Source organism: Streptomyces sp. NPDC029138 (assembly GCF_055564375.1).
In genome coordinates, this window is record NZ_JBVHWM010000021.1 from 32861 (window position 1) to 54924 (window position 22064).

Annotated in this window: 19 protein-coding genes and 1 pseudogene; 9 read left to right on the top strand and 11 right to left on the bottom strand. The window is 72.4% G+C overall.

Translation table 11 applies throughout. The features are described 5' to 3' along the window. Positions 1-62: 62 nt before the first annotated feature. Positions 63-2458, bottom strand: a pseudogene (locus tag ACZ4WH_RS18790) (SpoIIE family protein phosphatase). Positions 2459-2600: 142 nt separating this feature from the next. Continuing rightward, the gene (locus ACZ4WH_RS18795; protein ID WP_468181720.1) at positions 2601-3452 is read right to left on the bottom strand and encodes a lysozyme; all 852 of its coding nucleotides are present in this window, start codon (positions 3450-3452) and stop codon (positions 2601-2603) included. 255 nt (positions 3453-3707) lie between these two features. Between ACZ4WH_RS18795 and ACZ4WH_RS18800 the strand changes: the two genes are divergently transcribed. Further along, on the top strand, positions 3708-4199 hold the full coding sequence (locus ACZ4WH_RS18800) for a MarR family winged helix-turn-helix transcriptional regulator (protein ID WP_468181722.1): 492 nt from the start codon (positions 3708-3710) through the stop codon (positions 4197-4199). Positions 4200-4347: 148 nt separating this feature from the next. Here the strand turns inward: ACZ4WH_RS18800 and ACZ4WH_RS18805 are convergent, their stop codons facing one another. Beyond that, a complete protein-coding gene (locus ACZ4WH_RS18805; protein WP_468181724.1) occupies positions 4348-5136 on the bottom strand; it encodes a protein phosphatase 2C domain-containing protein in 789 nt (262 codons plus the stop codon). Positions 5137-5520: 384 nt separating this feature from the next. Here ACZ4WH_RS18805 and ACZ4WH_RS18810 point away from each other — a divergent pair, with 384 nt between their 5' ends. The 6 genes from ACZ4WH_RS18810 to ACZ4WH_RS18835 all read left to right on the top strand — a co-directional run bounded on the left by ACZ4WH_RS18810 (position 5521) and on the right by ACZ4WH_RS18835 (position 11809). Beyond that, entirely contained in the window at positions 5521-8358 is a 2838-nt protein-coding gene (locus ACZ4WH_RS18810) for a sensor histidine kinase (RefSeq protein WP_468181726.1), read from the top strand. Next, positions 8355-8858, top strand: coding sequence for a roadblock/LC7 domain-containing protein (locus ACZ4WH_RS18815; RefSeq protein WP_468181728.1), 504 nt, complete (start codon positions 8355-8357; stop codon positions 8856-8858). Before ACZ4WH_RS18810 ends, ACZ4WH_RS18815 begins: the two co-directional genes overlap by 4 nt. After that, positions 8855-9280 (top strand): DUF742 domain-containing protein, encoded by a 426-nt coding sequence (locus ACZ4WH_RS18820; protein WP_468181730.1) that lies wholly within the window; start codon positions 8855-8857, stop codon positions 9278-9280. Before ACZ4WH_RS18815 ends, ACZ4WH_RS18820 begins: the two co-directional genes overlap by 4 nt. Then, positions 9261-9917 (top strand): GTP-binding protein, encoded by a 657-nt coding sequence (locus ACZ4WH_RS18825; RefSeq protein WP_468181732.1) that lies wholly within the window; start codon positions 9261-9263, stop codon positions 9915-9917. The genes ACZ4WH_RS18820 and ACZ4WH_RS18825 overlap by 20 nt, the downstream gene beginning before the upstream one ends. Positions 9918-9958: 41 nt before the next feature. Beyond that, entirely contained in the window at positions 9959-11212 is a 1254-nt protein-coding gene (locus ACZ4WH_RS18830) for a styrene monooxygenase/indole monooxygenase family protein (RefSeq protein WP_468181734.1), read from the top strand. Positions 11213-11299: 87 nt separating this feature from the next. Then, a complete protein-coding gene (locus ACZ4WH_RS18835) occupies positions 11300-11809 on the top strand; it encodes a hypothetical protein (RefSeq protein WP_468181736.1) in 510 nt (169 codons plus the stop codon). Here the strand turns inward: ACZ4WH_RS18835 and ACZ4WH_RS18840 are convergent. The 4 genes from ACZ4WH_RS18840 to ACZ4WH_RS18855 form a co-directional block, all read right to left on the bottom strand. Then, a complete protein-coding gene (locus tag ACZ4WH_RS18840; protein ID WP_468181738.1) occupies positions 11806-12846 on the bottom strand; it encodes a C40 family peptidase in 1041 nt (346 codons plus the stop codon). The two genes, ACZ4WH_RS18835 and ACZ4WH_RS18840, sit on opposite strands and share 4 nt — an antisense overlap. 112 nt (positions 12847-12958) lie before the next feature. After that, the gene (locus tag ACZ4WH_RS18845) at positions 12959-13261 is read right to left on the bottom strand and encodes a hypothetical protein (RefSeq protein ID WP_468181740.1); all 303 of its coding nucleotides are present in this window, start codon (positions 13259-13261) and stop codon (positions 12959-12961) included. A gap of 10 nt (positions 13262-13271) precedes the next feature. Beyond that, a complete protein-coding gene (locus ACZ4WH_RS18850; protein ID WP_468181742.1) occupies positions 13272-13922 on the bottom strand; it encodes a TetR/AcrR family transcriptional regulator in 651 nt (216 codons plus the stop codon). Between the two features lie 93 nt (positions 13923-14015). Continuing rightward, positions 14016-14954, bottom strand: coding sequence for an AurF N-oxygenase family protein (locus ACZ4WH_RS18855; protein ID WP_468181744.1), 939 nt, complete (start codon positions 14952-14954; stop codon positions 14016-14018). Positions 14955-15077: 123 nt separating this feature from the next. On the opposite strand from ACZ4WH_RS18855, the gene ACZ4WH_RS18860 reads away from it, so the two are divergent. Together ACZ4WH_RS18860 and ACZ4WH_RS18865 are read left to right on the top strand one after the other, a co-directional pair. Then, positions 15078-16187 carry a ferritin-like domain-containing protein gene (locus ACZ4WH_RS18860; RefSeq protein ID WP_468181746.1) on the top strand — a complete coding sequence of 370 codons (1110 nt, stop codon included), beginning with the start codon at positions 15078-15080 and terminating at the stop codon, positions 16185-16187. A gap of 53 nt (positions 16188-16240) precedes the next feature. Beyond that, entirely contained in the window at positions 16241-17071 is an 831-nt protein-coding gene (locus tag ACZ4WH_RS18865) for a hypothetical protein (RefSeq protein WP_468181748.1), read from the top strand. Between the two features lie 3 nt (positions 17072-17074). Here ACZ4WH_RS18865 and ACZ4WH_RS18870 read toward each other — a convergent pair whose 3' ends face one another. The 4 genes from ACZ4WH_RS18870 to ACZ4WH_RS18885 all read right to left on the bottom strand — a co-directional run bounded on the left by ACZ4WH_RS18870 (position 17075) and on the right by ACZ4WH_RS18885 (position 22053). Continuing rightward, positions 17075-18532: a penicillin-binding transpeptidase domain-containing protein gene (locus ACZ4WH_RS18870; RefSeq protein ID WP_468181854.1), complete on the bottom strand. Its 1458-nt coding sequence runs from the start codon at positions 18530-18532 to the stop codon at positions 17075-17077. 32 nt (positions 18533-18564) lie between these two features. Beyond that, positions 18565-19926 carry an FtsW/RodA/SpoVE family cell cycle protein gene (locus tag ACZ4WH_RS18875; RefSeq protein ID WP_468181750.1) on the bottom strand — a complete coding sequence of 454 codons (1362 nt, stop codon included), beginning with the start codon at positions 19924-19926 and terminating at the stop codon, positions 18565-18567. 157 nt (positions 19927-20083) lie between these two features. Continuing rightward, on the bottom strand, positions 20084-21328 hold the full coding sequence (locus ACZ4WH_RS18880; protein WP_468181752.1) for an ATP-binding protein: 1245 nt from the start codon (positions 21326-21328) through the stop codon (positions 20084-20086). Next, a complete protein-coding gene (locus tag ACZ4WH_RS18885) occupies positions 21328-22053 on the bottom strand; it encodes a hypothetical protein (protein WP_468181754.1) in 726 nt (241 codons plus the stop codon). The genes ACZ4WH_RS18880 and ACZ4WH_RS18885 overlap by 1 nt, the downstream gene beginning before the upstream one ends. Positions 22054-22064: the final 11 nt, after the last annotated feature.

Genomic DNA, 22064 nt, shown 5'->3' on the forward strand with positions numbered 1-22064 from the left:
AGGCCCGGGCCTTCGCCATGCGCCCCTGGGTCCTCGCCATGCGCCCACTGGGTCTTCGCCCGTCAGAGCGCGGTCAGCGACTGCTCCGCCCAGACCGTCTTGCCGATCCGGTCGTGCCGGGTGCCCCAGCGCTCGGCGAGCTGGGCGACCAGCAGCAGGCCCCGGCCGCCCTCGTCGAAGATCCGGGCCCGGCGCATGTGCGGAGTGGTGCCGCTGGAGTCGTAGACCTCGCTGATCAGGGTGCCGCCCTGGTGGATCAGCCGGAGCCGGATGGGCGGGCGGCCGTAGCGGATGGCGTTGGTGACCAGCTCGCTGACCATCAGCTCGGTGGCGAACGCGGCCTCGTCCAGGCCCCACGCGGACAGCTGGTCGGTGGCGTACCGGCGGGCCACGGACACGACGCTCGGCTCGTCGGCCAGCTCCCAGGAGGCGAACCGGTCCTCGTGCAGGGCCCGGGTGCGGGCCACCAGCAGGGCGATGTCGTCGTCGGGGCGGTGGCTGAGCAGGTCGGTGAGGACCCGGTCGCACACCGACTCCAGCGACTTCTCGGGACGGCCCAGCGCGATGAACATCTTGTCCAGCGCCTCGTCGATGTCGTGGTCGCGGGCCCCCAGCAGCCCGTCGGTGTAGAGCGCGAGCAGGCTGCCCTCGGGCAGTTCCGTCTCGATCGCCTCGAAGGGCAGCCCGCCCAGCCCCAGCGGCGGCCCGGGGGGCACGTCGAGGAAGCGGACGGTGCCGTCCGGGGTCACCACGGCGGGCGGCGGATGCCCGGCCCGGGCCATGGTGCAGCGGCGCGAGACCGGGTCGTAGACGGCGTACAGGCAGGTGGTGCCGATGCCGCCGGCGGTGTCGGCGCCCGGGTCCGCGCTGCTCTCGTCGGCGGCCAGCCGCAGCACCAGGTCGTCCAGGTGGGTGAGGAGTTCGTCGGCCGGCAGATCGACGTCGGCCAGGGTGCGCACCGCCGTGCGCAGCCGGCCCATGGTGGCGGAGGCCCGGATGCCGTGGCCCACCACGTCGCCCACGACGAGCGCCACCCGCGCCCCGGACAGCGGGATCACGTCGAACCAGTCGCCACCCACGCCGGCCCGCGTCGCGGCCGGCAGATAGCGGGTGGCGATCTCCAGGGCCGCCTGGTCGGGCACCGGGTGCGGGAGCAGGCTGCGCTGAAGGGTCACGGTGGTGGTGCGGGACCGGGAGTGGCCGCGGGCCTGCTCCATGCCGGTGGCCGCCTTGGCGGTGAACTCCTCGGCGAGCCGCAGGTCCTCCGGCCCGAAGGGCCCCGCTCCCCGCGCCGGCCGAACAGGGCCACGCCGAGCGTGCCGCCCTGGACGAGCATCGGCACCGCCAGCAGGCAGCGCGTCCCGGACCCGCGCAGCCACGAGGCGCCCGGGTCCAGCGCCGCCCACTCGGCGACGGCCGGGTCCGCCATGTCGTACAGCAGCGGGCGGTCCGCCGTCAGACACCGGGCGGGCGGGGAGTCCGCCGGGCAGACGATCGCCTCACCGACAGCCCCGCCCACACCGGCACCGACGCCGGCGCCGGTGCCGGTGCCGTGGCGGGGCCCGCCGCCGTCCGGGACCGCGCGCAGGGCGGCGCGGCGCAGGACCACCTGTTCCGGGCGCGGGCCGCCGGCCTCGGCGGTGGTCCACGGGGAGTCCAGCAGGTCGACCGCCATGAGGTCGGCCAGCCGGGGGACCGTGACCTCGCCGAGTTCCTGGGCCGCGCGGGCCTGGTCCGCCGCCGTGCCGACGGGCGCGCCGGACTCGCTGGACGGGCGCGGCCGGTCGGCGGTCTCCTGGGCCGGCTGCGGCACGGACAGGCAGACGGCCCGTACCCGGCCGTCGGCGTCCTTCAGCGGGGTGAGGACGATCGCCCGGCCGAGATCCGGGCCGAGCCGGCCCCGCGCCTCCTGCGGCCGGCCGGACTCCAGCGCCCGCCGCATCGACCGGTCGGCCTCCTCGCTCACGGCCCCCGGCGCGATGTGGGTGAGGCACAGTCCGCGCATCGCCGCCTCGGGCAGGGCGAGGGCGTGTTCCATCCGGCGGTTGGCGCGCACCAGGCGCAGGTCCGCGTCGAAGATGGCCAGCGGAAACGGGGACTGGAGGAACGTCCACTCCTCCAGCGGTTCGCCGCGCGGCGGCTGCGTCCGGGCCGTCACCGCGCTCACCACGAGCCACTCGGCGGCGCCGGTGTGCGCGGTCCGGCGGTGGGCGAGGACGCCCAGTTCCAGGAGCCGGCCGTCCTGGTGGCGCAGCGGGACGGTGCCGTTCCAGCGGGTCCGGCCGGCCAGCGCCCGCCGGACCGTCGCGCGGTCGGTGGCGAGCAGCGCGGTGGCGGGGCGGCCGACCACCGCCGGGGAGTCGTAGCCGAGCAGCCGTCGCGCGCCCTCGCTCCAGCCGGTGAGGATGCCCTGCTCATCGATGGTGGCCGTGGCCGTGTACGTCGACTGTCGCTCCATCGCCGCTCATCTCGCCCTTGCTCGGCAGGCTCTCCTGACCAGCATGATCCCGGGCGGCGCGGAGCACCAACGCAACGCGGCGCGCACGGTGGCCCCCTGCCGTCCGACAGGGGGCCACCGCGGAGCCGTCAGCCGTCAGCCGTCAGCCGAGGGCCAGGGCCTGCACCCGGTCGAGGGCGCCGTTGAACTTGTCGTGGTCGCCGACCGTCGGACCGGAGGAGGTGTACTGCCACATCGTGTAGTACGACCACCCGGCCGGCAGCGTCCCCGGGTCGGAGGCGTAGCGGGCGATCCACAGCGGGTCGTTCACGGCGAAGCCGCCGTAGTTGCCGGTGCACTGGGTCCACCAGCTGGTGGCGGTGTAGATCACCGGGTAGCGGCTGGTGCGCGCCTTGTAGGTGTTGATGAAGTCGGCGATCCAGCTGACCATCTGGCTCGCGGTCTTGCCGTAGCAGGCGGCGCCGTACGGGTTCCACTCGATGTCGAGGGCGCCGGGCAGCGTCTTGCCGTCCCGCGACCAGCCGCCGCCGTGGTCCACGAAGTAGTTGGCCTGGGTGGCGCCGCTCGTGGTGTCCGGGGTGGCGAAGTGGTAGGAGCCGCGGATCATGCCGACGTTGTAGGAGCCGTTGTACTGCTGGGCGAAGTACGGGTTCGTGTAGTACGTGCCTTCCGTGGCCTTCGTGTACGCCCAGCGGACCCCGCTGTTCCACAGGGTCGACCAGGCGACGTTGCCCTGGTGGCCGGAGACGTCGACGCCCTCGGTCTGGGTGACGTCACCGGTGCTGGGCGTGCCGTCCTGGCCGTCGTGGCCGAGGACGCCCATCCCCATGTAGGCGGAGCCTCGGCTGGGCGTGCTCGCGGCCTGGGCGGAGGTGAGCGGAAGCGTCAGGGAGAGCGCCGCGAGGAGGGCCGTGAGGAGGACGGCGAGGGGGCGCGGGCGGAACGACAGGGGGGAGCGGACGGAGCGGGTGGAGCCGGGTCTGAGCACGGGCATGACGTGCCTCCGGGGAGTGACGTGGGGGGAGTGACATGGGGGGAGTGACGCGGGGACTGTGACACCGACCGTCGGCCCACTGGCGTGGGCATGCCATTAATGACGTGGTAAAGAAGCTACGCACGTAGATGACGGCGTGGGAAGAGGGTCCGGACGACGCCGTTGGTCTACGCCTGCGAAATACTGGCAGAGCTGCGGCAATGACGACTTTTGACAGAAACTTTCAGGACCGCGAAACCGAGCAGGGGTGCTGACGTGCACGAGGACGGAAGCGGCGGCGCGCACGGCGCCGTCGGGCAGATGACGCCCAGTGGTGCAGACCAGGAATTCCTGGCGCTGGAGCGCGAGTTGACCGTGCTGCTCCGGCGTGCCCGGGCCAACCAGGGCGAGATGGCCCGGGAGGTCCACCCCGACCTGGAGTCCTCCGCGTACGGCCTGCTCATCCGGCTGGACGAACTGGGCGGCCAGCGGGCCACGGAACTCGCCGCCTACATCGGGGTCGGCAAGGCCACCATGTCCCGCCAGCTGCGCGCCCTGGAGAACCTGGGCCTGATCGCCCGCGAGCCCGACCCGGCCGACGGCCGCGCCTGGCTCGTCACCCTCACCGACGAGGGCCGCCGCCGGGTCGGTACGGTCCGCGAGGCCCGCCGCGCCCGCTACGTCCGCCAGCTCTCCCACTGGGACCGCCGCGAGGTCGCCGAACTGGCCCGGCTGCTGCACGAGCTGAACGGCGTCATGGCGAAATAGCCGACCCCGGCGCCGCGGCCCGGCATGCCGAAACAGCCCGGCACCGGCGTACGGCCTGGCACAGGCGTCCAGCCCGGCATCGGCGTGCAGCCGGCCACGGCCCCGGCGCCGCGGCCCGCGTGAGGAAACGGCCCGTACCGCCGGCCCGTCACAGCTCCACGTACACCACCGTCGCGTCGTCGTGGGTCTTGCCGCGCCCCAGGAACGCCCGCTCCTCCCGGTCCGCCGTCTCCAGCTCCCGCACCCGCTCCACCAGCGACCGGGCGCCCTCCTTGGCGACCAGGTCGAGCAGGGCCGTCCAGTCACCCTCGCGGAACGTCTCCGTCCAGCGGGTCGCGCCGTCCGTCAGCGCCGCCAGCGCCCGGACCTCCCGCCGGGGCAGGGTGCCGGTGACCGCCCGGGCGGCCACGGCGGGATCGGCGGCGGCCGTGAAGAAGCCGCCCTCCTTGTTGCGCAGGTTCGCGTCGACCAGGGCGTCGGTGGCGAGCGCGGAGCGGGGGAGCCGGGCGAGCCGGTCGTCCAGCACCGGGGTGACCGTGCCGTCGGGCCCCCGCACCAGCAGCGCGGAGTCGGACAGCACCAGGTACTCGACCGCGTCGGCGGACCAGCGGGTCAGGACGACGGTTGCCTGGGGGGTTCGCGGGTGAGAAAGCTCACAGGTGTCCGCATGGGCGTCGGCGGTGCGCCGGATCGCCACCGCGAGAATCTCCGAGAGCGTCAGATCTCGGCCGGAAACGGTCAGTTCGGTCAGCGCACCGCCCAGCCGCGCGGTGAACCAGGGGACGGAATGCAGACAGCCCGTTCCGCCGCTGGGCGGAGTCACTCCGTCCAGGACGACCACGCAACCTCCCTGTCCGGAGGCGGGTAGTCCGACACCGGCGAAGTCCTCGTTGGGGCGGGACGCGTCGCCGGGTTCCGAAACGAGATCAGTGCGCATCCAGCCAGTCTGCACGAGCCCTTCACACGCTGCGCCAAAGGCTGGCACCTGCCGGTGAATTCTCACGACCCCGCAGGTCAGGCGCCTGGTTTGGGCGGGAATGATCCACTCCGGGAAGGCGTGGCGGCGAATACTGCCAAAGCCTGCCGCGCGCGTCCAACCGGCCCGCCGCGCAAGAGCGTCGCACGCGCCAGGGGAACTTGCCCGCCAACTCCCCTCCGATGTTCACTCCTTCGGGTGGCGGGTCAGGTGATGCGCGACCACTGCCCACCGGCGCTGGGAGGGTCGGGAACCGTACGAACCGGGTGTACGCACCACTTGGCACCGAGCTGACGGGGCGCCACCCGGGCCCCTGGGTAGACGAGTTCAGGAATGCGAGCACCGGTGCAGAAGAAGCGGCCTCGGCGCACAGGCAGGCAGACGGCCCCCGAGGGGACCGTTCCCCAGACCCCCGTGGGCTCCGGCCGCCCCACCCATGTGCGCACCCGGCTGATCGTCGCCGTGGCCGTGGTGGCCGCCGCCGTCGCGGGAGCAGGCGCGCCCGCGCTGCTCACCGCGTCCCAGGACGTCAGCGATTCCCAGGACCTGGTGACGCTCGCCGCCCGCACCCAGGACGCGCTCACCCTCGCCCACTCCCTCGCCGACGAACGCGACGAGGTCACCTCTTACGTCGCGGCCGGCCGCCCCAAGGCCAAGGCGCCCTCCGAGGACCGCAGCGCCCGCGTGGACCGGCAGGTCGAGGAGCTGCGCGCCGACACCGACCTCCCGGCGAGCCTGCGCACCGCCCTCGACGGCATCGACGCGCTCCGCCGGGGCGCCCTCACCGGCAAGACCACCGCCCTCCAGACCCACCAGGCGTACTCGGCGACGATCACGGCGCTGCACCGGCTCGCCGAGCAGCTGGCCGAGCAGACGCCCCCACGGGCCGGCTCCGGCGCCCACGCCCTCGCCGAACTGGACTCCGCCGTCCAGCAGTCCGCCGCCGCACGCGGACTGCTGCTGGCCGCGCTGAACATCCCGTCCAGCACCCAGACGGTGATCGACCCCACCACCGGTCTGCCCACCACGACGAACACCAGCAGCGACGCCGACCGCAAACAGCGCGAGGCGCTCACCGCCGCCGCCCAGCAGGCCCGGCTGCGCGCCGACGCGTCCCTCGCCGACTTCCGCGAGACCGCGCCCAAGGCGGCCGTGGACTCCTACGACTCCACGGTCACCGGGCCCGAGGTCAACTCGGCCGACAAGTACCTGGCCTCGCTCACCGACCAGCCCACGCTCGCCGACAGCGAGCTGACCACCAGCACCAAGAAGCTGGACGCGGCCCTGTCCGCCCGCGTCGACCTGATGCGCGGCGCCGAGTCCGCGCTCTACGACCACCGCACCAAGGACCTCGCGAAGCTCCGGGACGACGACGTCACCGCCCTGGAGATCCGCGTCGCCGTCCTCGGCGTCCTGATGCTGGTCGCGGTCGGCATCGCCACGGCCATGGCCCGCACCCTGACCCGCCCGCTGTCGGTCCTGCGCCGGGGCTCGGCCCGCCTCGCCGGGGCCGAGGACCCGGCGGCCCAGGAGCCGATCGCCTTCACGGGCCGCAACGACGAGTTCGCCCAGGTGGTCCGCTCGGTCAACGCCCTGCACGCGCACGCGGTGGCACTGCACGAGCGGGTCGCCACCCTGGAGACCGACCGCAAGCACCTGGTGGGCCAGCGTCAGAAGATGGCCGACGCCCGCGAGGAGCTGCGCGCCGAACTCGCCGAGTCCAGCGCCCAGCTGGAGCGGCTGCGCACCAGCATCGGCTCCACCTTCGTCAACCTGGCCCTGCGCACCCTGGGCCTGGTCGAGCGCCAGCTGGCGGTCATCGAGGGCCTGGAGGACCGCGAGCAGGACCCCGACCGCCTCGCCACGCTGTTCAAGCTGGACCACTTCGCCACGGTCATGCGCCGGCACAGCGAGAACCTCCTGGTCCTCGCCGGCACCGAGCACGTCCAGCAGCACCCCGGCCCGGTGCCGCTGGTCGACGTGGTCCGGGCGGCGGTCAGCGAGATCGAACGCTACGAGCGTGTCCGCATCGCGGCCCTCCCGCCGCACGCGCACGTCGCGGGCTTCGCCGCCGACGACCTCTCCCACCTGCTGGCCGAACTCATGGAGAACGCCACCTCGTTCTCCCCGCCGGACCTGCCCGTCGAGGTCTCCGGCTGGCTCCTGGAGTCGGGCGAGGTCATGCTGTCGGTCCAGGACGAGGGCATCGGCATGACCGCCGACCGCCTGGACACCCTCAACGCCCGCCTCACCGACTTCGACCCCGAGTCCCTCTACGACCAGGAGGGCGAGGAGGGCCTCGGCCTCGGCCTGTACGTCGTCGCGCGCCTCGCCCACCGGCACGGCATCCGCGTCCAGCTGCGCGCGCAGAAGCAGGGCGGCATCGCGGCGGTGGTGGTCCTCCCGGCCTCCCTGCTCACCGAGGCCCCGCCCACGGCCCTCCCACCCCGGACCGCCGCCCCCGGCGCCACGGGCACCTTCACCCTCCCCGGCGCCGACGCCGAGGCCAACTCCAACGTCCTGCCCACCCGCACCAAGCACCAGGACCCCCTGGTCACCCTGGCGGAACAGGCCGTACGGGACGCCTCCGCCGAACCGGGGGAGTCACCGCGGGAGGCCCACGAGCAGGCCACCCAGCCCACCCAGGACACGGAGACCCGCCCGAAGGCCCCGACGGAGACGTACGCCGAGACGACGATGGAGCTACTGCTCCCGGACGTTCCGGCGGCCGCCGACGGCGAGAACGCCCCACTGGGGCCACCCGCACCCGACGACGAGACCCGCACGGGTGGTGCGGGTGGGAACGCGGACGCCGAAGGCGAAGCCGAGGCGCTCGTACCCGGCGCAGGGCCGCAGGCAGCCGGCGAAGCCGAGGCGCACGCACCCGGCGCAGCGCCGCAGGCAGCCGGCGAAGCCGAGGAGGAGGAGCGGCTCACCAGCAAGGGTCTCCCCAAGCGCACACCGAAGATCACCGCCCCCACCACCCCGCCCCGCCAGCGCAGCACCAGCGTCGACGCCGAGGCCCTGCGCCGCAGGCTCGGCGGCTTCCGCACCGGCGCCCAGGCCGGCTACCGCGACGTAGAGGCGGAGATCGCCGAACAGACGGCCAACCACCGGCGGCCGACCAGCCGCGCACACGCCGAAGAATCCACGGGGGGCACAGCCGAGGAGGCAAGCAGTTGACCGCGCCCACTACCTACGGACTGAGCAGTGAAGCCCGCAACCTGCACTGGCTGTTGACCAACCTGGTCGAGGAAGTACCCGGCATCCAGTCCGTCGCCGTGGTCTCCTCCGACGGGCTGCTCCTGCTGTCGTCCGACCCGGGTCACACGGAGGAGGCCCGCCAGTCCCGCGACACCAAGCGGACCGGCCCCCGGGGCTCCTCCGCCGACCTCGCCACCATCGTTTCCGGCATCGGCAGCCTCACCGTGGGCGCCGCCAAGCTGATGGATTTCGGCGGGGTCAAGCACACGATGGTCGCGATGGAGGAGGGCAGCCTGTTCGTGATGTCGATCAGCGACGGCTCGCTGCTCGGCGTGCACGGCTCCGCCGAGTGCGACATGAGCGTCGTGGCGTACCACATGGCGCTCTTCGTCGGCCGCGCCGGCCACGTCCTGACGCCCGAACTGCGCAGCGAACTCCGTAAGAACCTGGAAGCCGAGTCGACGGGGAGCGACCGATGACCGGCACCCCGAAGAAGCCAGGGAAACAGCAGCTCCCGGTCCGCGGCGGCGACCGAAAACCCGCCCGCGTCCGGCCCTACTCGCTCACCGGCGGCCGTACCCGCTTCGGCCACGTCCTCCTCGTGGAGACGTTCGTGGCGGCGCTGGAGGCCCCGGAGGAGCGCAAGGAACTGACGAACGGGTCCCTCACCACCCGGGTCATGCCGGAGATGCGGGCCATCGTCGAACTGTGCCGCCGTATGCGCACGGTGGCCGAGATCGCCGCGCTGCTGAAGATGCCGCTCGGCGTGGTCCGCGTGCTCCTGAGCGATCTCGCGGACCAGGGAAAGATCCGTGTGTACGGCACCGGAACCGGTCACGGCACCGGCCGCCCGGACCGCGCTCTGCTGGAAAGGGTGCTGAGTGGACTCCGCCGTCTCTGACGCCACCGCCTCCTTCGGGGGCACCCCCCTCGTCGCCGGGTTCACCGAACCGGACGACGACCTGAAGTCCTGGCAGACGGACCGGACGCGCGCCCCCATCGCGACGAAGATCGTGGTGGCGGGCGGCTTCGGCGTCGGCAAGACCACCCTGGTCACCTCCGTCTCGGAGATCACGCCCCTCCAGACCGAGGCGCTGATGACCGAGGCCAGCGAGGGCACCGACGACCTGTCCGCCACCCCGGGCAAGCTCACCACCACCGTGGCCATGGACTTCGGCCGCATCACGCTCGACGACGACCTGGTGCTCTACCTGTTCGGCACGCCGGGCCAGCAGCGGTTCTGGTTCATGTGGGACGACCTGGTGCGCGGCGCGATCGGCGCCGTCGTCATGGCCGACACCCGCCGGCTGAAGGACTGCTTCCCGGCGCTGGACTACTTCGAGAGCTGCGGACTGCCGTACGTCGTCGCGGTCAACCACTTCGACGGCAGCGAGCGGTTCGAACCGGAGGACGTGCGGGAGGCGCTGACGATACCGGCGCACATCCCTGTCATGATCATGGACGCGCGGCGGCGGATCTCGGTGATCGAGACCCTCCTGGCCCTGGTGGCCCACGCGCTGGACGAAACCCCCGAGTAGTCCTCATCCATAGTCCTCATCCCGTAGGAGGCACCACCCGCATGCGGAAGATACTCGTCGTCGGAGCCGGCCAGTCCGGCCTCCAGCTCGCCCTCGGCCTGCAATCGCACGGCTACGAGGTCACCCTGATGTCGAACCGGACCGCGGACGAGATCCGCTCCGGCCGGGTCATGTCGACGCAGTGCATGTTCCACACGGCACTCCAGCACGAGCGCGACCTCCAGCTGAACTTCTGGGAGTCCCAGGCCCCGAAGATCGAAGGACTCGGCGTCTCGGTCGCCGCGCCCGGCTCGCACGACCCGGGTCCGACCCAGCGGGCGATCGACTGGGTGGGCAGGCTCGACGGGTACGCGCAGTCGGTCGACCAGCGGGTGAAGATGGCCGGCTGGATGGAGACCTTCGCGCAGCGCGGCGGCCAGCTGGTCATCCACGGCGCGGCGGTCGGCGACCTGGACTACTTCTCCCGCACCTACGACCTCGTCCTGGTCTCGGCCGGCAAGGGCGAGCTGGTCTCGATGTTCGCCCGCGACCCGGAGCGCTCCCCGTACAGCGAGCCGCAGCGCGCGCTGGCGGTGGCGTACGTCCACGGGCTGGGCCCGCGTCCGGAGCACCCGGAGTTCGACGCGGTCCGCTGCAACCTGGTCCCCGGCGTCGGCGAGCTGTTCGTCATGCCGACGCTCACCACGTCCGGCCGCGCCGACATCCTGTTCTGGGAGGGCATACCCGGCGGCCCGCTCGACGTCTTCCAGGGCGTCAAGGACCCGGCGGAGCACCTCTCCCTGACCCTGGAACTCATGGAGAAGTTCACGCCGTGGGAGTACGCGCGGGCCACGAAGGTCGAACTCACGGACGCCGGCGGCACCTTGGCCGGCCGCTACGCCCCGACCGTCCGCAACCCCGTCGGCCGGCTGCCCTCGGGCGGGCTGGTGCTGGGCGTGGCCGACGTGGTCGTCGCCAACGACCCGATCACCGGCCAGGGCTCCAACTCGGCGTCCAAGTGCGCCGCCGCGTACCTCGCGTCGATCCTGGAGCACGGTGACAAGCCGTTCGACGAGGAGTGGATGCGGCAGACGTTCGACCGGTACTGGGCCACTGCCCAGCACGTCACCAAGTGGACGAACGCGATGCTGGCGCCGCCGCCGGAGCACGTCCTGAACCTCATCGGCGCGGCCGGGCAGTTGCAGCCGGTGGCGGATCGATTCGCCAACGCGTTCAACGATCCTGCCGACTTCGAGAACTTCTTCTACGACCCGGAGAAGACGGCCGCGTACCTGGGATCGGTCACCGGAGCCTGACGTGTTCGTCCCCTTTTGACACCCCTTGTCGGCGGAGAGACGCTGGGAGGCGGGGCTGAAGGGGGGACGCATCACGGAGGAGTTTCCATGAACGGTCGACGTGTACGCCTGGCGGTGCTGGCACCCCTGGCGGTGTCGTCCCTCGCGCTGGGGGCGGTGACGTTCACCGCCTCCACGGCGACGGCTGCATCGCCAACCTGTGGTGTCAGGAGCACCAACGATCCGAAGAACCTCCAGGTCAGCGGCAAGGACTTCAAGCCGAACAAGGCCGTTGCCGTGGAGTCCGCCAACGGATCCGAGGGCACCGCGAAAGCCGACGCCAGTGGCAGCTTCTCCCTGACCGTCACCGACGCCAGCGGCACCGTCAGCGCCCAGCAGGTCGGCGGCCCCGAGGTCAAGTGCGGCACGGCCGAGCAGGGGGAGCAGAAGAACGCCCGGAAGCAGTTCCGGCAGGGCTTCAAGGAGGGCTTCGCCGACGTCAGGCAGGACTGCAAGGAGAACCGGAAGAACCAGGGGGTCACCGCCCCCGACCCGAACTGGGAATCCGGGTACAAGGCGGGTGCCGAGGTCGCGGCGAAGCGATTCTGCAAGGACTAACCGCGCCCGCCCGCACCGGGACGTACGGCACCCAGGACCGGATAGCCGGCGATCGGTGACACCGTGACCTTCTCGCCCGGTCTGGGTGCCTGCACGACCTTCCCGCCGCCCACGTACATCGCCACGTGTGTCGCCTCCGGGAAGTACACCACCAGATCGCCCGGCCGGAGTTGGTTCAGCGGGACCTTTTTCAGCCGGTCCCACTGCTCCTGGCTGGTGCGCGGGATCGGTGTGCCCGCGTGGGACCACGCCTGTGACGTCAGGCCCGAGCAGTCGTACGCGTCGGGGCCCTGCGCGCCCCACTGGTACGGCTTGCCGAGCTGGTCCATGGCGTAGCGGACGGCACGGTCGCCGGCCGGGGTGGCCGCGCGGTCGGCGGGCAGGGCGCCCGCGGTGGTCAGGCGCTGCTGGGCCGCGGTGACCCCCTGCTGTTCCAGCCGGGCCACGGCCGCGAGCTGGGCCGGGGTGAGACCGGCCAGCAGGCGTTCCACGTCGGCGAGTTTCGCCAGGACGTCGTCACGCTGCCGCTTCTGCCGGCCGGCCAGGCCGAGCTGGGTGTCGAGGGCCTTGCGGGCCGCGCGGGCCAGTGTGTCCTTGCGCTGCTCCGCGGCGGTCAGCCGGGCCACCGTACGGGCCCGTTCGCGTGCCAGCTCGCCGAGGACATGGCCCTCGTCCAGCGCGTGCTGCGGGTCGGGCGCGAGGAGCACGCGCACGTACGGGCCGAGGCCGCCGCTGTTCTGGTACTGCTGCCGGGCCAGGCGCCCGGCCTCGGTGCGGCTGCCCTGGAGGGTGAGCCGGGCGCGGGCGAGTTCGCCGTCGATCCGGGCCACCTCTGCGCGCTGCCGCTCCAGCTGCTCGGTCGTGGCGTTGTAGGTCTCGGTGGCCTGCTCGGTCTTCCGGTAGAGCTGCTGAAGGTCCGTCAGCAGCTGTGCCACGGACCGCTGCGGGTCCGGCGCGGCCGCGGCGGGTACGGGCACGAGGACGGCCTGGGCCGCCACCGCCGTCGTACAGGCCAGACGCAGAAGCCTTCCTGACACGTCATCACCTCCGCTGCGAGGGAAGCGGAATCTCCGCTTCCCGACGCAACCCGATAATCAGAGGTGTCGGTGCCTGCTGGATACGAAGCGTGCGCGGTTCGGCGCAGCGGTTTCACCCGTTCGCGTCGTCCGGCTTGCCGGACGGCGTGGCGTCCGGCTTCGACCAGGGCCAGCGGAGCTTTCCGCCGGACCTGTCGTCCGGGTCGTACCGGTACTTCCAGCCCTGGATCAGCCCCAGCCTCCTGCTGTGCCCCCGAGGCACACGACGGTAGACGAGCACAGTGGGCGGGCCGCCCTCGGGGTCCGGGACGGGGATGCGGTACGTCTTCGGGGGGTGCCCGGTGGGGCCGACCAGGACGGGCAGCACGCGCCCGTCCATGGGGCCGCCCTCGAAGGGGGTGTCCTGGCTCTTCACAGGTCCAGTCTCAGCCATCCGCCGACAACGCGGTGACCAGCGCGGCCGTCTGCGGATCGCGGCTCGCGGTGACCGTGAGCACGGCCACGAACTGCTCCACCAGCCAGTCGCGCAGCTCCTCCACCGGGGGCTGCTTGTCCTCGTCCAGCCAGATCAGGGAGGCCGCCTCCACGGCCGTGATCCACATCCGGACGGTCATGCGCAGCCGGGGGCCGGGATCGGCGACGCCCAGGTGCTGGTGGATGTGCTCGGCGGCGGACCGGCGCACCCCGTCCACGATGGCGGTGGTGCGGGAGGTCTCCACCACGCTGCCGCCCTGGAGCAGCGCGCTGAAGCCGGTGTCGTGCTCGTCGACGAAGGCCAGATAGCGGTCCAGGGCGCGGGACAGCCGGGGCAGCAGGGGCCCCTCGCGGGGTTCGTCGAAGCACTGCCGGAGTTCGTCGGCGGCGGAGCGCAGCGCGGCCTCGTACAGCTGCTGCTTGCCGCCCGGGAAGTACCGGTACACCAGCGGACGCGAGACCCCCGCCGCCTCCGCCACGTCGTCCAGGGAGACCTCCTCGGGCGCGCGGTGCGCGAAGAGGCTCAGGGCGGCGTCGAGGAGCTGACTTCGTCGCTCCTCGACGCTGAGCCGACGGTATGCGGGGGTGGCCGACGGGGTCATGCACCGCAGCCTAATCGCCGCGCGGCTTCGGCCGTCTTTCACCTGCGGGTACGCAGTGGTTGCTCGCGGCTCCTTCGGGGCGCTGCGGCCGACCTACGCCAGCAGGCCCGACGACCTCCACAAGCGCCGTCCGACACCCCGCAGCACCCCGATGTCGTCCAGGAAGTCCGTCAACCGCTTCGCGCCCGTCTGCATGACCTCCCGCCGGTGCCCGCTGGCCTTCACCTGCGCCATCGCCTCCCGCTTGTCCAGGCCGACGTTGGTGTAGACCTCCGGGTTGACGAAGGCGACCGAGAAGACGCGGGCGAACTCGCCCGACGTGACACGGGTGAACTCCTGGGACCACTTCGGCGCGGTCACCATCTGGCGCCGCAGCTCCTCACGGGCGTACCGGACATGCCGCGCCTCCTCCACCACGTGAATCCGCGTGACGCCCCGGATCAGCGGCTGCACCCGCTCGTCGGGGAACGTCAGCCGCTGCATCCAGTCCAGCACCTCCTCGCCGAGCAGCGTGGCGGTGAAGGAACCGGGGGTCGTGGAGATCGTCTTGAACAGGCGGCCCAGGTTCTGGTGGGCGCGGCTCACCGGGTACCAGGGCGTGCCGCCGTGCGATATCAGCCGGGCGAACATCTTCGAGTGCCGGCACTCGTCCTCGATCTCGGTGAGCGCGTACCGCACATGCGCGCTCGTCGCCGCCTTGTCGTAGATGTGCCGGACTAGCAGCTGCATCAGGATGATCTCGAACCAGATGCCGAGCGAGGCCAGCGCGGCGGCCTCGTGCTGGGAGAGCAGGATGCGCTGTTCCTCGCTCATCCGCTTCCACATCGGCGTGTCGTAGAGCGACACCAGCTCCGGCGGCCAGAACCACTTGCCCTCCTCGAAGGGCGCGTCCCAGTCCAGCTCCTTGTCCGGGTCGAAGGAGTGCTTGGCGGAAGAGACGAGCAGCCGTTCGGCCACCTGTTCCCGGTCCTTGAGCAGGCCGAGCGCATCGCGCAGCCCGTCCAGCGCGTCCGCTTCCGTCAGGGTCGTCATGGCTCCCTCACCTCGTTACCCGGGGGTAGTCGTCCTGCCTCTTATGAGACTGCCTGTCAGCAAGGCCGTCAATCCCTCGCGCATGACTTGTTGACTCGCCGTCTACGTGTGAGCCTGCGGGGTATGCCGACGCATGACCTCTACGCCGACGAGCCGGGAGACTCCCCCTGGCAGGTGCCCGCCGCCGGTGCGGCCCGGTTCAGCTGGGAGTACGACGACGGCCGCGACCGCCTGCTCGCCCTGTACCAGAAGGGCAAGGACAAGCAGTGGGACGGGCGGACGCGGATCGACTGGGACCTGGAGGTCGACCCCTACGACGCCCTCGGCACACCCGACGAGGCGATGTCCCTGTACGGCACCCCGTACTGGGACAAGCTCTCGGAGAAGGACAAGGGCGAGCTGCGCCGGCACTACGCCTCCTGGCAGTTCAGCCAGTTCCTGCACGGCGAGCAGGGCGCGATGATCTGCGCGGCGCGGATCGTGGAGTCGGTGCCCGACCTGGACGCCAAGTTCTACTCCGCGACCCAGACCATGGACGAGGCCCGGCACGCCGAGATCTACGGCCGGTTCCTGCACGAGAAGATGGGCCTCGTCTACCCGATCAACGACAACCTCCAGTCGCTGCTCGGCGACACCCTGCGCGACAGCCGCTGGGACATGCCCTACCTCGGCATGCAGGTGCTGATCGAGGGCCTGGCGCTGGCCGCCTTCGGCATGATCCGCGACACCACGGACAAGCCGCTGCCCAAGCAGATCCTGACGTACGTCATGCAGGACGAGGCCCGGCACGTGGCCTTCGGCCGGATGGCGCTGCGCGACTACTACAAGCAGCTCACGGACGCCGAACTGCGCGAGCGCGAGGAGTTCGTCATCGAGGGCTGCCATCTGATGCGCGACCGGCTGCGCGGGGTGGAGGTGCTGGAGAACTTCGGCATCCCGAAGGCCGAGGCGGAGGCGCTGAGCGAGCGGTCCGAGTTCCTCCGGCTGTTCCGGAAGCTGCTGTTCAGCCGCATCGTCCCGTGCGTCAAGGACATCGGCCTGTGGGGCAAGCGGCTCCAGCAGGCCTATGTGGACATGGGTGTTCTGGAGCTGGGCGACTCCGACCTGGACCTGCTGATGGCCCAGGACGAGGAACTGGCCGAGCGGCTGGACGCCGAGCGCTTCGCCGCCGAGGAGCGGGAACGGGTCGCCGAGGTGGAGACGGCGATCGAGTCGGGGGCGGCGGAGGACTGACCGGGCGCGCGGTGCGGTGCCGGTTCGTCACCCGGGTGCAGTAGCGTGCTGGCGTGTCCATGCCTCCGCCGCCGCAGAACCCGGGCCCCTACGGCCAGCAGCCGCCGCAGAACCCGGGGCCGTACGGCCAGCAGCCCCCGCAGTCCCCGGGACCGTACGGCTCCCCGTATCCCCAGCAGCCCTACCCGCAGCAGCAGCCCTACCCGCCCCAGCAGCCGTACCCCGGCTGGGGCGTGCCGCCCATGGCCCCGCCCCCGAAGAAGCGGCGGATCGGTCTGGTGCTCGGCATCGTGGGCGGTGTCGTCGCGGCCGTCGTGGTGCTTCTCATCGTGCTCGGGACGGTGGCCGAGAGCGGCTTCCCCGCGGCGGAGAACAAGCTGACCCTGCCTGGCAAGCTGCTCGACGGGAAGTACCAACTCGTCGACGACCTCTCCGGGTCCGAGGGCAAGAAGATCAGCGAGGAGGCCGACGGAGCCTGGGACGCCAAGGACACCCGCGGCGTGGTCGGCACCTACAGCCCCGGCGGTGACGAGGCCAAGGGCACCCTGGTGGTGTCCGGCATGTACGGCCGGTTCAAGAACACCGAAGAGGCCCGCAAGAACATGATGAAGGGCGCCGGCGAGGGCGCCGGTGCCACGATCGCCGTACCGGCGAAGGAGTTCGAGCTGGACGGCGTCACCATCAGCTGCGAGGTGATGACCGAGGAGAACCTCGGCACGAAGATCACCGTGCCGGTGTGCGCGTGGGCCGACGGCAACACCGGGGCCACGGTCGCTGAGGTGGCCACGGCGGCCATGAACCAGGACCCGTCGGACGTCGACCTGGAGGCGTTCGCGCGCAAGACCCTCACGATCCGCTCGGAGATGCGCGAGCCGATCGGCTGACCCTCACCGCCCCAGCACCGCCCGCATCACCTCCCGCGCGATCGGCGCCGCGTCCCCGCCGCCGCTGATCTCGCCCCGGTCCGCCGAGGCGTCCTCCACCACCACCGCCACCGCCACCTGCGGCTCCAGCACGCCCTCGGCCTGCGCCCAGGAGACGAACCAGGCGTAGGGCACCCCGGCGTTGCCGATCCCGTGCTGGGCGGTGCCGGTCTTGCCGCCGACCAGCGCGCCCGGGATGGCCGCGTTGGTGCCGGTGCCCTCCCGCACCACGCCCGCCATCAGCTCCTTCATCCGGGCCGCGGTGGCCGGCCGCATCACCTGCCGCCCCGGCCGGGCCGCGCTGCCGGCGACCGTCTCGCCGCCGTGCCGGGTGGTCCGCTCCACCAGATACGGCGGACGCAGCCGGCCGCCGTCCGCGACCGCCGCCGCGACCATCGCCATCTGCAACGGCGTGGCCCGCGTGTTGTACTGCCCGATCGAGGACAGCGCCAGCTGCGCCTTGTCCACCCGTGTGTCGAAGGTGCTGGGCGCCACGGCGAAGGGGATGCGCACGCCGGTGTCGTTGAACCCGAACGCCTGGGCCGTGGTCGCCATGTCCCGCACCCCCACGTCCACGCCCAGCTTGGCGAAGACCGTGTTGCAGGACCACTCGAAGGCGTCGCGCACCGAGGCGTCCCGGCAGCCGTCGCCCTCGTTGGTCAGCCGGGTGGTGGTGCCGGGCAGCCGGTAGGGGTCGGGGGAGTCGGTGCGCTCGTCCAGGTCCGTGACCACGCCCGCGTCCAGCGCCGCCGCCGCCGTGACCACCTTGAACGTCGACCCCGGCGGATAGGTCTGCCGAACCGCCCGGTTGAGCATCGGCCTCTCCGGGTCGTGGTTGAGCCGCGCCCACGCCGACGTCACCGCCTCGCTGTTGCCGGACAGCTCCGCGGGGTCGTACGACGGGCTGCTCACCAGCGCCAGGACCCGGCCCGTGGCCGGCTCGATCGCGGCCACCGCGCCCTTCCGCCCGGCGAGCCCCCGGTACGCGGCCTCCTGCGCCTGCCGGTTCAGGGTCGTGACGACATCGCCGCCGCGGTTCGGCGCCCGCGTCACGTCGTTCCACAGCGGCAGCGGCGCGAGCATCGGATCGGTGCCGGAGAGCACCCCGTCCTCGGCCTGCTCCAGGTACGTGGTGCCGTACTTCTGCGAGGAGAAGCCGGTGACCGGCGCGTACAACGGGCCGTTGCGGTAGGTGCGTTCGTAGCGCAGCTGCTCGCCGGTGTCCACGGAGCCGGTGACGGGCTCGCCGCCCACCAGGATGTTCCCGCGCGGCTGCTGGTACCGGGCGATCGTCGCCCGGCGGTTGGCCGGATTGCCGTCGTACTCCTCGGACTGCACGACCTGCACCCGCATCGCGTTGGCCAGCAGGGCCGCCAGCAGCAGCGCGCAGAACACGCAGGCGTGCCGGATGTACTTCCCCATCGGGCGCCCGCCGTCGGGGAGGCCGTACTCGGTCACGGCGCCTCCCGGCCGTCGTACTGGCTGCGCGCCGAGTCGCTCACCCGGACCAGCAGCGCCACGATCGCCCAGTTGGTGACCACCGAGGAGCCGCCCTGGGCGAGGAACGGCATCGCCATGCCGGTCAGCGGGATCAGCCCGGTGACCCCGCCCGCGATCACGAACACCTGCAACGCCACGATCGAGGCGAGCCCGACCGCGAGCAGCCGCCCGAACGGCTCGCGCAGCGCGAGGCCCGCCCGGTAGCCGCGCTCCACCAGCAGGGCGTACAGCAGTACGATCCCCGCGAGGCCCGCGAGGCCCAGCTCCTCCCCGGCGGTCGCCAGGATGAAGTCCGACTTGACGGCGAAGCCGATCAGGATGGAGTGGCCGAGCCCCAGCCCGGTGCCGAGGAACCCGCCGGCGGCGAAGGCGAACAGCGACTGGGAGAGCTGGTTGGGGCCCTGCCCGGCCTCGATGGTGGCGAACGGGTGCAGCCAGTCCTCGATCCGCCCGCCCACATGCGGTTCCAGCCGCCCCACGGCGAAGGCCCCGAGCACGGCCAGCAGCAGCCCGACCGCGATCCAGCCGGTGCGTCCGGTCGCCACGTACAGCAGCACCACGAACAGCCCGAAGAACAGCAGCGAGGTCCCGAGGTCCCGCTCCAGCACCAGGACGCCCACGCTCACCAGCCAGATCGTCAGGATCGGCCCGAGCACCCGCCCGGTCGGGAACTGCAACCGCCACAGCCGGCGCCCGGTGTACGCGAGCGCGCTGCGGTTGGCGGCCAGATACGCGGCGAAGAACACCGCGAGCAGCACCTTCGCGAACTCGCCCGGCTGGATGGAGAACCCGGCGATCCGGATCCAGATCCGGGCACCGTTCACCGGCGGGAACAGGATCGGCAGCGCCAGCAGGACGAGGGCGGCGACCACACAGACGTACGAGTACCGCTGGAGCACCCGGTGGTCGCGCAGCACCAGCACGACGGCGATGAACAGACCCACCCCGAGCGTGGACCACACCAACTGGGTGGGGGCCGCCTGGTCGCCCGGTGTCTCCAGGTCCAGCCGGTAGATCAGGACCAGCCCGAGCCCGTTGAGCAGCACACCGATGGGCAGCGGCAGCGGATCGGCGTACGGCGCCCGGATGCGGACCGCGACATGGGCGAACAGGGCGAGCACGCCGAGCCCGGCACCGTAACCGACGGCACCGGGCGGCACGGTACCGGCCCGCGCCAGCCCCACCGCGCAGTACCCGTACACGGACAACAGGACGGCCAGCACGAGCAGGGACAGCTCGACGCCCCGACGCCGGGGGAGGCGTACGGCACGCGCGGGAGCGGAAGCCGCCGCCAGGGTGGTTCCGGCCTTCGTCATGCCCGGAACCTACCTAAATAGGGCGTCCTGTGCGTGGCGCCGCCCGGGGACAGCGCCCCGAAAGGGGCGCGGGGCTGTATCGCCATGCGGCTCCGCCGCGCGGGCGCGATCAACCACACACGACGGGCAGCCCGAAGACCACCTGTGGCCCCGAGCCCTACTCGGCCACCGGCAACCTCAACGTCGCCACCGCGCCCCCCTCCACCGCGTTGGCGAAGGAAAGCCGCGCCCCCAACACCTCCGCCTGCCCCACCGCGATGGTCAGCCCCAGCCCATGCCCCTTGGCCCCGCCTTCGGTGCGGAACCGCTGCGGCCCGTGCGCGACGAGATACCCCGGATACCCGCCCCCGTGATCCCGCACGGTCACCACCGGCCCGTCCACGGTCAACACCACCGGAGGTGCCCCGTGCTTGTGCGCGTTGGCCACCAGATTCCCCAGCACCCGCTCCAGCCGCCGCCGGTCCGTCTCCACCCGCGCGTCCCGCAGAACGCGCACCTCCGTGTCCGTACCGGACGCCCGCACCACCCGCTCGGCCAGCGCGCCCAGCTCCTCCGCGTCGACCTCCAGCTTCTCCCGCCCGGTGTCCAGCCGGGAGATCTCCAGGAGGTCCTCGGTGAGCGTGCGCAGCGCCGCCACCCGGTCCTGGACCAGCTCCGTCGGCCGCCCGGGAGGCAACAGCTCCGCCGCCGCGTGCAGCCCGGTCAGCGGCGTGCGCAGCTCGTGCGCGACATCCGCGGTGAACCGCTGCTCGCTCAGCAGCTTGCTCTGGAGGCTCGACGCCATCGAGTCCAGGGCCGCGGCCACCGCCGCCACCTCGTCCTGCGGGCGGGTCGGGTCCTTCGTCCGGGGGTCGTTCACCCGGGCGTCCAGGTCGCCCGCGCTGATCCGCCGGGCCACCCGCGCGGTGCCGTGCAGCCGCCGGGTCACCCGCGTCACCGCGAACACGCCGACCAGCACGGTCGCGCCGATCGCCAGCGCCGACGACCACAGGATCGACTGGTCGAGACCGGCGATGGTGCGGGACTGCTGCGAGTAGTCGACCTCCACGGCCAGCGCCCGGTGCCCGGCCGCCGGTCCCGCCGCCCACATGGTCGGCCGCCCCCGGTGCGTGGCGACCATCGTGCCGCGCTTCCCGGCCACCGCCAGCGCCCGCAGCGACGCGGGCAGGCCCTCCGGGTCCACCCCGGCACCCGGCAGCAGCGTGTCCCCGGCCTCGTACGCCTCGGTGGCGTCCGCGAGCCGGGACAGCGCCAGGTCACGAGCCTGGCCGACGGTCTGGTTCGTCACCGAGACATGCACGAGCATGCCGAGCAGCGCGGCCAGCGCGCAGCACATCACCGTGATGAACGCGGCGGCCTTGACGGCGAGGGCCCCGGCCCACTGGGGGAGCGCGAGCCTCATCACGGGGTCTGCGCGGGGGAGGGCGACGGGGACGGCGTCGTGCTGTGCCGGCCGTCGCCGACGTGCAGGTACTCGTCGCGCGAGAACACCATCGCGCGCTGGCCCGGGTCCCACAGCCAGGTGGTGCGGTACTCGTAGCCGGAGATGTCGGCCGGCGAGCGTTCGATCAGCGCGCGGCCGGCCAGCTCCACCCCGATGATCGCGTCGTTGTCGGCCAGCACCTGCACCAGCGTGTGCCCCTCGACGGTGTAGACCCGTACCGCCGTCTGGTTGGTCGGGTACAGCCGGAAGCCGAGCGTCAGATCGGCCCGGCCGTCCCCGGTGAGGTCCCGGTAGTACGGCTTCAGCAGCGGGCACCGGGCCCGGTTCCCGCCCGGCCGGCACTCCTTCATCCGGTCCACGGTCCCGTGGTACGCGCCCTTCGACCCGTAGTCGTCGGGGTGCGCCTTCAGCTCCGCCTCGACGACGTCCACGGGATCGACCTTCCGGATGTCGTCATCGGGGACCGTGACGCCCTTCACGGTCGCCCGGGTCGCCACGTCGTACGGGTAGGCCGGGCTGGACGCCGGGCGCAGACCGGGCCAGAGCCTGGCGGGGCTGACGGCGGTGGGGGTCGGCCCGGCGCCGCGCAGCTCACCGGTGTCCCCGCAGGCCGTCGCGGTCGCCGAGAGCAGGGCGACGGCGGCCACGGCGAGGGCGGTGCGCGCGGGACGGCGGACTGGCATGGTCACATTCT

Excerpts from the sequence above, each read along its gene's own strand:
- ACZ4WH_RS18855 (WP_468181744.1), bottom strand. The coding sequence starts at position 14,954 with ATGACGACCCTGACGGAAGCGGACGCGCTGGACGGGCTGCGCGATGCG.
- ACZ4WH_RS18850 (WP_468181742.1), bottom strand. The coding sequence starts at position 13,922 with ATGACCCCGTCGGCCACCCCCGCATACCGTCGGCTCAGCGTCGAGGAG.
- ACZ4WH_RS18885 (WP_468181754.1), bottom strand. The coding sequence starts at position 22,053 with ATGCCAGTCCGCCGTCCCGCGCGCACCGCCCTCGCCGTGGCCGCCGTC.
- ACZ4WH_RS18880 (WP_468181752.1), bottom strand. The coding sequence starts at position 21,328 with ATGAGGCTCGCGCTCCCCCAGTGGGCCGGGGCCCTCGCCGTCAAGGCC.
- ACZ4WH_RS18870 (WP_468181854.1), bottom strand. The coding sequence starts at position 18,532 with ATGGGGAAGTACATCCGGCACGCCTGCGTGTTCTGCGCGCTGCTGCTG.
- ACZ4WH_RS18795 (WP_468181720.1), bottom strand. The coding sequence starts at position 3,452 with ATGCCCGTGCTCAGACCCGGCTCCACCCGCTCCGTCCGCTCCCCCCTG.
- ACZ4WH_RS18875 (WP_468181750.1), bottom strand. The coding sequence starts at position 19,926 with ATGACGAAGGCCGGAACCACCCTGGCGGCGGCTTCCGCTCCCGCGCGT.
- ACZ4WH_RS18835 (WP_468181736.1), top strand. The coding sequence starts at position 11,300 with ATGAACGGTCGACGTGTACGCCTGGCGGTGCTGGCACCCCTGGCGGTG.
- ACZ4WH_RS18830 (WP_468181734.1), top strand. The coding sequence starts at position 9,959 with ATGCGGAAGATACTCGTCGTCGGAGCCGGCCAGTCCGGCCTCCAGCTC.
- ACZ4WH_RS18820 (WP_468181730.1), top strand. The coding sequence starts at position 8,855 with ATGACCGGCACCCCGAAGAAGCCAGGGAAACAGCAGCTCCCGGTCCGC.
- ACZ4WH_RS18860 (WP_468181746.1), top strand. The coding sequence starts at position 15,078 with ATGCCGACGCATGACCTCTACGCCGACGAGCCGGGAGACTCCCCCTGG.
- ACZ4WH_RS18805 (WP_468181724.1), bottom strand. The coding sequence starts at position 5,136 with ATGCGCACTGATCTCGTTTCGGAACCCGGCGACGCGTCCCGCCCCAAC.